12 protein-coding genes and 1 pseudogene are annotated in these 13433 nt (G+C 61.9%); 6 read left to right on the top strand and 7 right to left on the bottom strand.

What is annotated here, in order from left to right; genetic code table 11:
* Positions 1-274: hypothetical protein (locus tag D6877_RS29620; RefSeq protein ID WP_206662989.1), on the top strand; the 274-nt coding region annotated here is incomplete at its 5' end.
* A gap of 42 nt (positions 275-316) precedes the next feature.
* On the opposite strand, the gene D6877_RS13610 is transcribed toward D6877_RS29620, so the two are convergent.
* The gene (locus D6877_RS13610; RefSeq protein ID WP_130911130.1) at positions 317-1522 is read right to left on the bottom strand and encodes an MFS transporter; all 1206 of its coding nucleotides are present in this window, start codon (positions 1520-1522) and stop codon (positions 317-319) included.
* 118 nt (positions 1523-1640) lie between these two features.
* Here D6877_RS13610 and D6877_RS13615 point away from each other — a divergent pair, with 118 nt between their 5' ends.
* Both D6877_RS13615 and D6877_RS13620 read left to right on the top strand, forming a co-directional pair.
* Complete coding sequence (locus tag D6877_RS13615) at positions 1641-2540, top strand: LysR family transcriptional regulator (RefSeq protein ID WP_130911131.1); 900 nt, start codon at positions 1641-1643, stop codon at positions 2538-2540.
* 92 nt (positions 2541-2632) lie between these two features.
* Positions 2633-3493, top strand: a complete 861-nt coding sequence (locus D6877_RS13620) for a DUF2242 domain-containing protein (RefSeq protein WP_130911132.1) — start codon at positions 2633-2635, stop codon at positions 3491-3493.
* 389 nt (positions 3494-3882) lie between these two features.
* On the opposite strand, the gene D6877_RS13625 is transcribed toward D6877_RS13620, so the two are convergent.
* Together D6877_RS13625 and D6877_RS13630 are read right to left on the bottom strand one after the other, a co-directional pair.
* Entirely contained in the window at positions 3883-4923 is a 1041-nt protein-coding gene (locus D6877_RS13625; protein ID WP_130911133.1) for an AraC family transcriptional regulator, read from the bottom strand.
* A 3-nt stretch (positions 4924-4926) separates the two neighbouring features.
* Positions 4927-6057: a nitrilase-related carbon-nitrogen hydrolase gene (locus D6877_RS13630; RefSeq protein WP_130911134.1), complete on the bottom strand. Its 1131-nt coding sequence runs from the start codon at positions 6055-6057 to the stop codon at positions 4927-4929.
* A 209-nt stretch (positions 6058-6266) separates the two neighbouring features.
* Between D6877_RS13630 and D6877_RS13635 the strand changes: the two genes are divergently transcribed.
* Both D6877_RS13635 and D6877_RS13640 read left to right on the top strand, forming a co-directional pair.
* On the top strand, positions 6267-8306 hold the full coding sequence (locus D6877_RS13635; protein WP_130911135.1) for an NADPH-dependent 2,4-dienoyl-CoA reductase: 2040 nt from the start codon (positions 6267-6269) through the stop codon (positions 8304-8306).
* 178 nt (positions 8307-8484) lie between these two features.
* Positions 8485-9411, top strand: coding sequence for a pyridoxal-phosphate dependent enzyme (locus D6877_RS13640; protein ID WP_130911136.1), 927 nt, complete (start codon positions 8485-8487; stop codon positions 9409-9411).
* 3 nt (positions 9412-9414) lie between these two features.
* Here D6877_RS13640 and D6877_RS13645 read toward each other — a convergent pair whose 3' ends face one another.
* The 3 genes from D6877_RS13645 to D6877_RS13655 form a co-directional block, all read right to left on the bottom strand.
* Positions 9415-9963 carry a cytochrome b gene (locus D6877_RS13645; RefSeq protein WP_130911137.1) on the bottom strand — a complete coding sequence of 183 codons (549 nt, stop codon included), beginning with the start codon at positions 9961-9963 and terminating at the stop codon, positions 9415-9417.
* A gap of 196 nt (positions 9964-10159) precedes the next feature.
* Entirely contained in the window at positions 10160-10987 is an 828-nt protein-coding gene (gene phnX, locus D6877_RS13650; RefSeq protein ID WP_130911138.1) for a phosphonoacetaldehyde hydrolase, read from the bottom strand.
* A 141-nt stretch (positions 10988-11128) separates the two neighbouring features.
* Positions 11129-12238: a 2-aminoethylphosphonate--pyruvate transaminase gene (locus D6877_RS13655; RefSeq protein WP_024013452.1), complete on the bottom strand. Its 1110-nt coding sequence runs from the start codon at positions 12236-12238 to the stop codon at positions 11129-11131.
* Positions 12239-12351: 113 nt separating this feature from the next.
* On the opposite strand from D6877_RS13655, the gene D6877_RS13660 reads away from it, so the two are divergent.
* A complete protein-coding gene (locus tag D6877_RS13660; RefSeq protein ID WP_130911139.1) occupies positions 12352-13212 on the top strand; it encodes a LysR substrate-binding domain-containing protein in 861 nt (286 codons plus the stop codon).
* Positions 13213-13308: 96 nt separating this feature from the next.
* On the opposite strand, the pseudogene D6877_RS13665 reads toward D6877_RS13660, so the two are convergent.
* Positions 13309-13433, bottom strand: a pseudogene (locus D6877_RS13665) (LysR family transcriptional regulator); the annotation flags it as partial.

Raw genomic sequence — 13433 nt, forward strand, 5'->3', positions numbered from 1 at the left:
GCTTGCGCTCATTGTTGAGTGGGGCGGCTTTGCCGCGGGCAGCTGCGCTGCTTTGGTTTTCTGTGCGAGCCCTGCTCGCGATGGCGCCCTGCTGGTCAACCAGTTTCCATCGGATACCTACGATCCAACTGTAGGAGCTGCCGAAGGCTGCGATCTTTTGATCTTGTTTTGCATTTCCGTGGGAGCTAGCCTGCTCGCGATGGCGGCGTGTCAGCCGCCCGATCTGCAGCTGACTGACTCGGTTCAAATGTGGAAACTGGCTTGCCAGCGATAGCCCTTTTCTCACGACTGATCTCTTGCAGGACACCCCGCAATTTCACCGCCCCGACGCAAACCCATGCCCCCTGGCCATCACCGCCGCATACAGCGTCAACACCAGCAACCCCGCAACAATCCAGGGAAATGCCCCGACCCCGACATTCCCCATCAACAACCCGCCCGCCAATCCTCCGCCGGCAATACCGACATTCCAGAGTGTTACCAGCATCGATTGCGCGGTGTCGGCTGCTTGAGAAGCAGTTTTCGCTGACGCGGTTTGCAGGAGCGAGGGCATTGCGCCGAATGCCAGTCCCCAGACGCTAACGGCCGCGTAAACCACGGCGGGCGATGCGCGCCACAGAGCCAAGGCTATCGCCGCGAGCAGGAACAGTGCCGCGCTCCCGAGTACCAGTTCACGCAACCAGCGATCGATCAGGCTGCCGACGATCCACAGGCTCAGCACCGAGGCCAGGCCAAACGCCAGTAGTACGCGGTCAATTTCCGAAGCCAGGCCAGAAGGTTGCAAAAACGGTGCGATGTAGGTGTACAGCAGGTTATGCGCGACGACGTAGGACAAGGTTACAAACAATACCGATCGTATGCCGGGCAGGGTGAATACCTGACGCAAGAGCAGGCGCTTTCCTTCAGGTTCGCCGGCGAAGTCCGGGACTCGAATGTGCACCCAGATCACCAGCACTATTGTCAGCGCCGTCATGATCGCAAAGCTCAGTTGCCAGCCCACCATCGTTCCCAATAGCGTCCCGGCTGGTATGCCAAGGGATAACGCCAGTGGCGCGCCGAGCATGGCGACGGTGATGGCGCGGCCTTGCAGATGGGAAGCGACCATGCGGCTGGCGTATCCGGCCAGGAGCGCCCAGAGCAGGCCGGCGAAGATGCCAGCGATGAAACGTGCGCCAAGGGTCAGCCAGTACAGCTCGGACATGGCAGTGATGCTGTTGGCCACGGCGAAGCCAGCGATTGCGGTCAGCAGCAATGGTTTACGGCGCCAACTGCGGGTGGCGATGGTCAGGGGGATCGCTGCGAGCATTGAACCGACGGCGTACAGCGTGACCAATTGCCCGATCAGCGCTTGAGATACGTTCAGGCCGGCGCTCATTTGTGGCAGCAGTCCCGCTGGCATCGCTTCGGTCATGACAGTGATGAAACCTGCCGTGGCCAGCGCCAGCAGTGCGCCGTAGGGCAGGCGTTCGCGGTTTTCGGTCGGTTGCGCAAGCGCAGAGGAGGCGAGGTGTGCGTCGGTCATGTTGCTGCGTCTCTGTTGTGGTCAATGTCGAGACACAGGGTAGGGCGCTGCGCATTGCGGAAAAACAGGTTAGGGTTCCGAACATATCGGACACGGATGTCGCTAATCGGAGGTATTAATGGACAGCCTGGGTAGCATCTCGGTATTTGTGCAGGTCGCCGAGACTCGCAGTTTCACTGAAGCCGGCCGCTTGCAAGGGGTGTCATCGTCGGCGATCGGCAAAAGCATCGCGCGGCTGGAAGCGCGGCTTGGCGTGCGCTTGTTCAATCGCAGCACTCGCAGCATCACCCTCACCTCGGAAGGCGCGTTGTTTCTCGAGCGTTGCCGCAGGATTCTGGCGGAGGTGGAGGCGGCGGAGTTCGAGCTGTGCAATGCCACCTCGGCGCCCCACGGTCGGCTGCGGATCAGCCTGCCTCAGGTGCACGAACTGGTTATGCCGGTGATGACCGAATTCATGGCGCTGTACCCGCACATCGAGCTGGATCTGGACCTCACCGACCGTATGGTCGATGTCATTGATGAGGGTTTCGATGCGGTGATTCGTACCGGCAAGCCCAAGGATTCACGGCTGATGGCGCGGCCGCTGGGCGAGTTTCATCTGGTGCTGGTGGCGAGCCCGGAGTATCTGCAACAGCGGGGCGAGCCGCGCACCCCGGGCGATCTGGCCGATCACGACTGTCTGCGCCACACCTTTCATGCTACCGGCAAACTGGAAGCCTGGCCGTTGCGCCGCGCGGAGGGGGCGCCGGAACCGATATTGCCGCTGCGCCTGCTCAGTACCTCGATCGAGGCGGTGCAGCATGCGGTGCTCGCCGGGATGGGCATCGCCTGTCTGCCGGATTTCATGGTGCGCGAAGCGGTGCGCGAGGGTCGCTTGCGCCGGGTACTTGATGAGCATGTCGAGCACGCGGGACAGTTCTGGGTATTGTGGCCGTCGAGCCGACAAGCCACGGCGAAATTGCGCGCGCTGATTGATCATTTGTCGGCGCGGCTTTTTCCCGGCGCTCATGACCGGTAAAGTTGTAACCGATTCTTGACACTATTCCATGCGCCATGGGGCGGCGATCTGTTGCACAATACGCCCCGGACTGTTTTCCCTCAGGATGTTCAATGTTGATTTCCACTCCCATGCGTGTTGTCGGGCTGGCGCTTTTGTTGACTGCGGTGGCCGGTTGTTCGAAGGACAAGCCGATCTATGAGCATGAGAACTTCGATGACTCCGGCACCTTTTCGCGCAGTTATCCGGTAACCGACACCGCCAGTTGCGAAGCGGCCCGGCGTGCGTTGCTCAGTCAGGGCTACATCATTACCAGCAGTGATCCGAAACTGGTCAGCGGTCACAAGAGTTTCCAGCAGACCGGCGAGACGCACCTCGAGATCAGCTTCAACGTGGTCTGTGCCGAAGATGGCAGCGCCGGGCATCACGCGACGGTGTTCGCCAACGCCTTGCAGGACCGTTACGCGCTGAAGAAGACCAACAACTCGGCCAGCCTCGGGGTTGGTGTATTGGGCTCGGTGTCGATGCCGATCGGCTCTTCGGACGACTCGATGGTCAAGGTCGCCAGTGAGACCGTCACCGCGCAGAAGTTCTACGAACGTTTCTTCACCCTGGTCGAGCAATTCCTGCCGGCCGATGCGAAGAAAGCGGCGCATATCGAAGAAAAACCGAAAACCGACCTCGGTGTGCCGGAGCCAAAGGCCGCGCCTGCACCGGCTGCTGCACCACTGGTGCCGACCCCTGCGGCGGAGCCGTCACCCGCGCCGGCTGCGGAACCTGCACCGGCCCCGGTTGAAGCCGCGCCAGTGAGTTCCGAGCCGGTGGTACCGCCAGCGGAGTCGACGCCGATTACGCCTGCGCCAGCGCCCGTGGAAGAGCCAGCGCCGGCCAGCGAAGCCATCACGCCACCGACCAACCCGGATATTCCGCCACCGTCCGAGCCGATTCCGGCGATGCCCGCGTCGGGCCAATAAGAAACTAAGCGAGACCCTGTGGGAGCGAGCCTGCCCGCGAAGGCGGTGTATCAGTCGACAGATGGTCAGACTGACACATCTCCTTCGCGAGCAGGCTCGCTCCCACAGTGGTTTTCGGGTTGGCTTAAGATCTGGTTACACACCTGCGACACCATCGCCGCGATAAATCCCTAACCACCTGCTACGTTTTATTGATGAAGGTCGCGTTTCACTTTTCCTTCACACGGGCACTTTATGCTCGGGGCACAGGTCGATTGATCAGGCCATTTTCATAGCGAGTAGTTGGGGGGATTTATACGATGGATGAGTATCAGGAAGAACTGCTCGAATACCAGGCCTTTGAACTGGATCAACCAGAACCGGCTGACGACGCGACGGAGCTCTGAGCTTCAGGCGCCCGAGCGGTAATTTCGTCGGGATTCGCCGGGCGTCTGCCCGCTCCAGCGTTTGAATGCGCGTTGGAAAGCTTCGGCTGAGGCGAAGCCCAGCAGGTAGGCGATTTCGCCGAACGCCAGTTCGGTGTCGCGGATATAGGTCATCGCCAGGTCCCGGCGTGTGTCATTGAGGATCGCGCGGAACTGCGTGCCTTCCTCGGCGAGTTTGCGCCGCAAGGTCCAGGTCGGCAGTTTCAGGCGTGCCGCGACTTCTTCAAGGTCCGGCTCGCGGCCACCATTGAGCAATGGCCCGAGCAGCTGAGTGATGCGCTCGCGCAGGCTGCGGGTGCGGGTCAGCTGTTCCAGCTCGCGCTCACACAGGTGCAGCAAATGTCGCCAGGTGCTCGGGCAGTGTTCTGGATTGCGCAGGGCGAGGCTGCTCAGGCTGAGCCGCAGTTGATTGCGCTCGGCGCTGAACTGGATCGGGCAATCGCCGAGTGCCGCGTAAGCCTCGCGGTAGTCCGGCGCGTCGAACTCGATCTCGATCCGCTCGGCGCGCAGCGTTTCGCCACACAAACTCGACAACTGATGCAGCCAACCGGCGAGGATCGAGTCGACCACGAAGCGGTTATAGGCGTTGTACGGGCTGATCGAGTAGAAGCGCAGCCAGGCGCCATTGGCGTCTTCGTGGAAACTGGACTGCCCGCGATAGTTGGAGCCGTATAGCGGTTCGAAGCGCGTCAGGCAGCGGGCCGCTTCGCGCACGGTGGGCGCTTGAGCGGCGGTGATGCCGGCCAGGCCTGCCTGATTCAAGCGGATCATCCGCCCCATGCGCAGGCCCAGGGCCGGATCGCTGGTAAGTTGAATCGCCGCATGGCCCAGGCGCATGTAACGCGGGATCGACAAGCGCGCCCCGGCCTCGGCCAGCCGCGCGGCATCGAGGCCGTATTGCTCAAGCAGAGGCAACGGGTCGGCGCCATGGCTACGCACGGCGTCGGCCAGACTATGGACGAAGCCCACCGACAGATCCCCGAGGCGCATCGGCTGTGGCTTCATGGTTTACAGCCAGACGTTCAGCAAACGCGCACCACGGGCCTCGCCATCGGCGAACTGCTGGCCGTTTCTGCTGAGGAAGCTTCTACCGGTACTCGGCTTGTCCCAGAACTGCCCGCGCATGAACACACTGACGCCGGCAATCGCGCGGCTGCTCGGCGGTTGCGCGGTCAGGGTCAGTCGATGCCAGGCCTGACCTTCGCTGAGGTCGCCGGGCTTGAGGCTGACCGACCCCGGCGTGCTCGAACCCTTGTAGCCGCGCCATGGTTTATCCCAGGCGCCATGGCCGATGACTTGCGCCGGCACGGCCACCAGTTGCGCGCCTTGTTCATCGAGGGTGCGGTAGTTGCCGGGGTACCAGCTGTCGCTGCCGATCAGGATGCCGAGACGTCCGGCCGGGGTGTCGACAACCTGGATGGCGTGCTTGTCTTCGGCCTTAATCACTCCCTGCTGGTCGAAAATCGGGTGCATCTGCCGTTGCGGCTGGCCCAGCGGTATGCCGTCGCGACCAAACACCACGCTGCTGTTGAACAGGGCGCCGCTGCCGGGCTTGAGCTGGCCGTCGCGGATGCTTGGCTCCGGCAGCACGATGGAGCCGGCTACAAGAGTGACCTGGAACTCCTTGGCCAGACCGCCGAACAGCGCCTGGTAATCCTTGGCCATGGCCTTCGCTTTCATCCGCAGATAAGCATCGTCCAGACGTTGCTCGCCCTTGGCCCGCAACCACGCACGGGCGAACAGCAGCGGATTGCTTGCCGCCAGCCAGTTCATCGCTTCCGCCAGGGTCGGCGCCTGATACAACTCGTCTTTCTCGCCGCTGATCATCAGCCAGGTGCCGACGTGCTCGGGCAATACCACCACGGTTTTTTCGTTGAGCAAGCCTTGCTCGCGGGCCTGCTGAAGATACGCCGCAAGCTTGCGGTGCAGGCGTGCGGAGCTTTGGTAATCGGTGGGGAACAATTCGGGCTGGATGCCGAGCAGATTGCCACGGTCGCCGGGCGTGCCCTGATCGACGGCGAGCTTGATGCGCAGATCCGACAGGTAATGCCCCGCCGGCCGGTCTGCCGCCCACATGGCGTAGGTGGTCAGGATGGCAACGAGGGCCATGGAGAAAAACAGATACAGAAGTTTGCGCATGAAGAACCAACAACAGCCGGGTACAGGATGTGCCGACTAGGGTAGGGCCCATGGACCGGGTTGCCAAGGGGCGCTGCGCATTTGGATCAATAACTTGTCAGTTACGGTCATTGAGTGACAGCGGTGCGACTCTTAGTCTGTCGAGCATGACTGACGGGGGACGCAGAGCTCCCGCAATTTTTCCGTGATCGCTCGTTGTGGAGTTACCGATGACCGCCGCTCATTACCCGCATCTGCTGGCCCCGCTGGACCTGGGATTCACCACGCTGCGTAACCGCACCCTGATGGGCTCGATGCACACTGGCCTGGAAGAAAAGCCGGGTGGCTTCGAACGCATGGCGGCGTACTTCGCCGAGCGTGCCCGTGGCGGTGTCGGCCTGATGGTCACTGGCGGTATCGGCCCGAATGATGAGGGCGGCGTGTATTCCGGCGCGGCCAAGCTCACCACCGAGGAAGAAGCGCTCAAGCACCGCATCGTCACCCGTGCAGTGCATGAGGCGGGCGGCAAGATCTGCATGCAGATTCTCCACGCCGGCCGCTATGCCTACAGCCCGAAACAGGTAGCGCCGAGCGCGATTCAGGCGCCAATCAACCCGTTCAAGCCCAAGGAGCTGGACGAAGAGGGCATCGAAAAGCAGATCAGCGATTTCGTCACCTGCTCGGTATTGGCGCAAACCGCCGAATACGACGGCGTCGAAATCATGGGTTCGGAAGGTTATTTCATTAACCAGTTCCTCGCCGCCCACACCAACCACCGCACCGACCGCTGGGGCGGCAGTTACGAAAACCGCATGCGCCTGCCGGTGGAAATCGTCCGCCGCGTACGCGAAGCCGTTGGGCCGAATTTCATCATCATCTTCCGCCTGTCGATGCTCGATCTGGTCGAAGGTGGCAGCACCTGGGATGAAATCGTCATGCTGGCCAAAGCCATCGAGCAGGCTGGCGCGACCATCATCAACACCGGTATCGGCTGGCACGAAGCGCGGATTCCGACCATCGCCACCAAGGTTCCGCGTGCGGCGTTCAGCAAGGTCACGGCCAAGTTGCGCGGCTCGGTGAGCATTCCGCTGATCACCACCAACCGCATCAATACCCCGGAAATCGCTGAGCAGATCCTTGCCGAGGGCGATGCCGACATGGTCTCGATGGCCCGGCCGTTCCTCGCCGACCCGGATTTCGTCAACAAGGCTGCCGAAGGCCGCGCCGATGAAATCAACACCTGCATCGGCTGCAACCAAGCGTGCCTCGACCACACCTTTGGCGGCAAGCTCACCAGTTGCCTGGTCAACCCGCGCGCCTGTCATGAGACTGAGCTCAATTACCTGCCGGTGCAGCAGATCAAGAAAATCGCCGTGGTCGGTGCCGGCCCTGCCGGTTTGTCCGCTGCCACCGTGGCCGCCGAGCGCGGTCATCAGGTGACGCTGTTCGATTCGTCCAGCGAGATCGGTGGCCAGTTCAATATCGCCAAACGCGTGCCGGGCAAGGAAGAGTTTTTCGAAACCCTGCGCTACTTCAAGCGCAAGTTGCAGACCACCCATGTCGAGGTGTGCCTCAATACCCGCGTCGACGTGGCGAAGCTGGTTGAAGGCGGCTACGACGAAATCATTCTCGCCACCGGTATCGCCCCGCGCGTGCCGGCGATTCCGGGTGTCGAGAATGCCAAGGTGTTGAGTTATCTGGACGTGATCCTCGAGCGCAAGCCGGTTGGCAAGCGTGTCGCGGTGATCGGGGCGGGTGGTATCGGTTTTGACGTTTCGGAATTCCTCGTCCATCAAGGCATAGCCACCAGTCTGGATCGCGCGGCGTTCTGGAAAGAGTGGGGCATCGATACGCAACTGGAGGCCCGTGGTGGTGTGGCGGGAATCAAAGCGGCGCCGCATGCGCCGGCCCGTGAGGTGTTCCTGTTGCAGCGCAAGAAGACCAAGGTCGGCGACGGTCTGGGCAAAACCACCGGCTGGATTCACCGCACCGGTCTGAAGAACAAGCAGGTGCAGATGCTCAACAGCGTTGAATACCTGAGCATCGATGATCAGGGCTTGCACATCCGCATCGGCGAAACCGGCGAGCCGCAATTGCTGGCGGTGGACAACATCGTGATCTGCGCCGGACAGGATCCGTTGCGTGAGTTGCATGACGGTCTGGTCGAGGCCGGACAGAAAGTGCACTTGATCGGCGGCGCGGATGTCGCGGCGGAGCTGGATGCCAAGCGCGCGATCAACCAGGGTTCGCGCCTGGCGGCTGAGCTCTAGAAATACCGCGTAATCTGTGGGAGCGAGCCTGCTCGCGAAAGCGGAGTGTCAGCTATAAAGACTTCGACTGACACGACGTCTTCGCGAGCAGGCTCGCTCCCACATTGGTGTACGGCGAATGGCAGGATTTTTGCGGCTCGCTGTTAAAATGCCGGCTCTTCAAACAGAATCGGCATTTATGCTTTCGCCTCCCCCCGACTGGCTACCCCTGGCCCCTCTCGACCCCCTGCATCTGGACTGGCTGACAACCGCCGGCGTCGAAGTCGCGATCCTGCGTCTCGACCAGATTGATCGGCTGATCAGCGGCAACAAGTGGTTCAAACTCGTCGAACACCTCAAAGCCGCAGAGCGAGCCGGCGCCGAGGGCATCATCAGCCTTGGCGGTGCGCATTCCAACCACCTGCATGCGCTGGCGGCGGCGGGCAAACGGCTGGGCTTCAAAACCGTGGGACTGCTGCGCGGGCACCCGCAGGACACGCCGACGGTGCAGGATCTGCGAGCTTTCGGCATGCAGTTGCATTGGCTGGGTTACGCCGGCTATCGCGCGCGGCACGAAACTGGGTTCTGGACACCATGGCAGGCGCAATATCCGACGTTGCACGCGGTGCCCGAGGGCGGTGGTGGACTGGCCGGCGCGCTGGGTTGCGCAGCGATCAGCAAGCAGGTCGATGAACAGTTGGCCAAGTTGGGCTGGGATGATTTCGACACCTGGTGGCTGGCCTGTGGCACAGGCACAACCCTGGCCGGACTGGCGCTCGCCGAGAAAGGCAGGCGCTCACTGTATGGCGCGCTGGCCGTGCCGGACGATCACGGGGTAGCGCCGAACATCGAGTCGATCCTTGCGCAAGCCGGAGATACCGCGTCGGGCTATCAGTTGATTGATGCCAGCCGTGGCGGTTTCGCCAAGGTAGACGAGGCGTTGCTGACCTTCATCGAACAGACCGAGCAGGCCAGTGGTATCCCTCTGGAACCGCTATACACCGGCAAGGCTTTGCTGGCGCTCCGGCAACGTATCGAATCCGGTGGATTCGCCGCCGGCACGCGTCTGATCTTCATCCACACGGGTGGCCTGCAAGGGCGACGCGGGTTTGCCGCAACGCCCTGACGCTCAGCCGCGCTTGGGCATCATCCGCAGAAGGGTGTTATCGCGCACCACGTAATGGTGATAAATACCCGCCAGCGCATGCAGGCCGATCAGCCAATAGCCGAGCGTGGCGACCAGCACATGCCAGCCTTCGACTTGCTTGGCGAACGCCTTGTCTTCACCCACCAGCAGCGGCAGATCGAAACCGTAGAACATCACTTGATGGCCCTCGGCGCTGGTGATCAGCCAGCCCAATATCGGCATGCTGAGCATGAACAAGTACAACGCCCAGTGCATCAACCGCGCCACGATGGTTTGCCAGGCGGGTGACGCGGGGAAGATTTTCGGCGCAGGGCCGAGGCTGCGCGCGAGCAGGCGAAACCAAACCAGCACGAATACGGTGAGGCCGAGCAAATAGTGCATTTCGCGAATCAGCGTGCGGCCGCCGCTGCCCTTGGGGAAGAAACCACGCAATTCCATGCTGGCGTAAACCAGCACCAACAACACCAGCATCAGCCAATGCAGCAACACCGAAACGGTGCTGTAACGCGATTCCGAGCTTGTCCACGGCATACGTTGCTTCCTCACGGGTCAGGGATGAAACCGACCGTTCTTGAGTGACGGCATGGGTTAACTGTAATCCGCTTTGGCTGTTTTGCCCGAGGCTGACTGGACTTTCCCTGCGCTGGATCAGCGGTTTGTGCATTCTTCATGAAAAAACGCCAGTGTCGCGAGGGACACTGGCGTTTTTCGGTGATGCGCGGCGCGATCAGCTCGATTGCGGCATCTTGCCGTTGCCCAGACGCTTGTTGATGTCGGCGATCACTTGCGGCAGGTCGCTGATGGTGTCGATCATGTAGTGCGGGCGCGAACTTTCAAACAGCGCGTGGATGCGCTGGCGTTCGCTGGCCAGTTCGTCGCTACCCAACGCGCGGAAACCTTCATAGTCCAGGCCCAGCGCATTGCCCGAGCAAATCAGCGCAACCGTCCACATGCCGGCCCGGCGACCTTCGAGAATGCCCGGCACGGTGTCGTCGATCTTCACGCATGCCGCGACATCGTCGATGCCCAGGGCGATGACGTTGGCCAAGGCTTGCGCCGGCCATGGCCGACCGTTTGGCACTTCGTCGGTGGCGACAACGTGGTCGGCGACGTAGCCGTTACTGGCGGCGAGTTCGACGACTTTGTCCATGACCGCTTTCGGATAGCCGGAGCAGGACCCGATCTTGATGCCTTGCGTGCGCAGTTGGGCGATGGCGTCCAGCGCTCCGGGAATCAGTGCCGAGTGCTCGGCGATTTTCTCGATCTGCAACGGCATGAAGCGGTTGTAGATAGCGGTGACGTCATCGTCGGTCGGCGTGCGGCCGAACACCTTGCGATAACGCTCGGCCACTTGCGGCTGATCACAGAGGGTGCGGATGTGATCCCACTTGCCCATGCCCATCGGCCCACGGGCTTCTTCGATCGATACCTGCACGTCGAATTCGGCGAAGGCCTCGACGAAAATCTGCGTCGGCGCAAACGAGCCGAAATCGACCACGGTACCGGCCCAGTCGAGGATCGCGGCTTGCAGCTTGCTTGGATTGGTGTAGTTCATGGCAATCAATTCCTGAGTTGTAATGCAGTTCAAATGTGGGAGCGAGCCTGCTCGCGAAAGCGGTCTGACATCAGCCTATGTGTCGCCTGGGACGACGCTTTCGCGAGCAGGCTCGCTCCCACAAGGGATTTTTGGTGGGGCTCAGATGTCGAGCACTTCCATTTCGCGCAGTACTTCACCCACCGCTGCCACGGCCTGGCGCATTTCGTCCGGGGTGACGTGGCCGATGCAGCCGACGCGGAAGGTTTCGACCTGGGTCAGTTTGCCCGGATAGAGGATGTAACCCTTGGCCTTGACCCGCTCGTAGAAGTCCTTGAACTGGTAACGCGGATCCTGCGGCGCATGGAAAGTCGCGATGATCGGCGCCTGAATCGCCGCCGGCAGGAAACTGCGCAAGCCGAGCTTGTTCATCTCTTCCATCAGCGCCTGACAGTTCGCCGCATATCGCGCATGCCGCGCCGGCAGGCCGCCTTCTTCGCTGTATTGCAGCAGTGCTTCGTGCAGCGCCGCGACCACATGGGTGGGCGGGGTGAAGCGCCATTGCCCGGTTTTCATCATGTAGGCGTGCTGGTCGTACAGGTCCATCGCCAGCGAGTGCGAGTTGCCAGCCGCGGCGGCCAGGGATTCCTTGCGGGCGAAGACAAAACCCATCCCCGGCACACCTTCCAGGCATTTGCCGGAGGCGGCGATCAGTGCGTCGAACGGTACTTTCTGCGCATCCACCGGCAATGCGCCGAAGGAGCTCATGGCGTCGATGATCAGGCGTTTGCCGTGTTGCGCGACGACCTCGGCGATTTCCGCCAGCGGATTGAGAATGCCGGTGCTGGTTTCGCAGTGGATCAGCGCCACGTGGGTGATGTCAGCGTCGGCGCGCAGCAAACGGTCGACGTCGGCGGCAGTGGTCGGTTCGTCTTCGGCGGTTTCGAAGGTGCTGAACGAGCGGCCGAGCACTTCGCAGATCTTCGCCAGACGCTTGCCGTACGCGCCATTGATCAGCACGAGGATTTTGCCGTCGCGCGGCACCAGTGTGCCGATGGCCGCTTCGACGGCAAAGGTGCCGCTGCCCTGTAACGGTACGCAATGGTGGCTGGCGGCGCCGTTGAGGATGGCCAGCAATTGCTCGCAAAGGCTGGCGGTCAACTGGTTGAAGCGGTCATCCCACGAACCCCAGTCGACCATCATGGCCTGGCGGGTGCGGGCCGAAGTGGTCAACGGGCCGGGAGTAAGCAGAATCGGTGCGGCGGTACTCATTCGTGTGTCCTCGCGAAAACGCTGTGGGATGAAGCTACGGGGCCTACGTTGCAATTCGCCGTTGCATCAATCAAATTGTTTGTTGTTATGCCAGCCATCAGTGAGGTTTATTCATGAACCTGTTTCAGCTCCGTGCCTTCGATGCCGTGGCCCGCGAAGGCAGCTTCACCCGCGCGGCTGCGCGGTTGTTCATCAGCCAGCCGGCAGTCACCGGACACATCAAGGCACTGGAAGAGCATTACCAGATCACCTTGCTGCGGCGTACCGCGCGACGGGTGGAACTGACCGAGGAGGGCACCAAACTGGCGGCGATCACCCGCGCCATGTTCGGCCTGGCGGAAGAAGCGCAGACGCTGCTTGAGGCGAACCAACAGTTACTGACCGGGCGTCTGGAGGTGGCGGCGGATGGGCCGCACATGGTCATGCCGATGCTGGCGAGCCTGCGCGCACGCTATCCGGGCATCACCGTGAACCTGCGTCTGGGCAACGCCCAGGAAACCCTGGCGGCGCTGTTGTCGGAACACGCCGATGTCGCGGTGCTGACCGAGGTCGAGCCGCGCAAGGGCCTGCATCTGCAAGCGCTGAGCGAATCGCGGATCTGCGCGCTGGTGCCGGCGGGGCATCGCTGGGCGAATCGCTCCGGTGAAGTGAAACTCAAAGAGCTGGACCAAGTGATCATGGTTCTGCGTGAGCCGACTTCGATTACCCGGCGCACGTTTGACCAGGCGTGTGCACAGGCCTCGATTCAGCCGCGGGTGTTGCTGGAGCTGGACAGTCGCGAGGCGGTGACCGAAGCGGTCGCGGCCGAGTTGGGTGTCGGTGTGGTGTCATCGGTGGAAGTCAGTCATGACCCGCGCGTGGTGGCGATCCCGATTGCCGGGGAAGGGCTGGTGAACCGGCACATGATTGGCTGCATGGAGCGCCGGCGCGAGTTGCGCTTGATTCAGGCTTTTTTTGATCTGGCTCCTGTCTGAAAACCGTGTCGACTCCTTCGCGAGCAGGCTCGCTCCCACATTGCAGAGCGCGGTCCCATGTGGGAGCGAGCCTGCTCGCGAAGGGGCCGATACTGTTTACGCAAGACTCTCGCGAACCATATCGAGAAATGTCGCCACTACTCGCCGCGAACTCTGTTCGCGCAAACACACCAGGGTTTCGGTCAGGCGCCTCGTGCAGTCGGTGATCGGCAACGCGCAGA

This window comes from Pseudomonas sp. Sample_9 (assembly GCF_004307535.1).
Taxonomy (GTDB): Bacteria; Pseudomonadota; Gammaproteobacteria; order Pseudomonadales; family Pseudomonadaceae; genus Aquipseudomonas; species Aquipseudomonas mercuritolerans.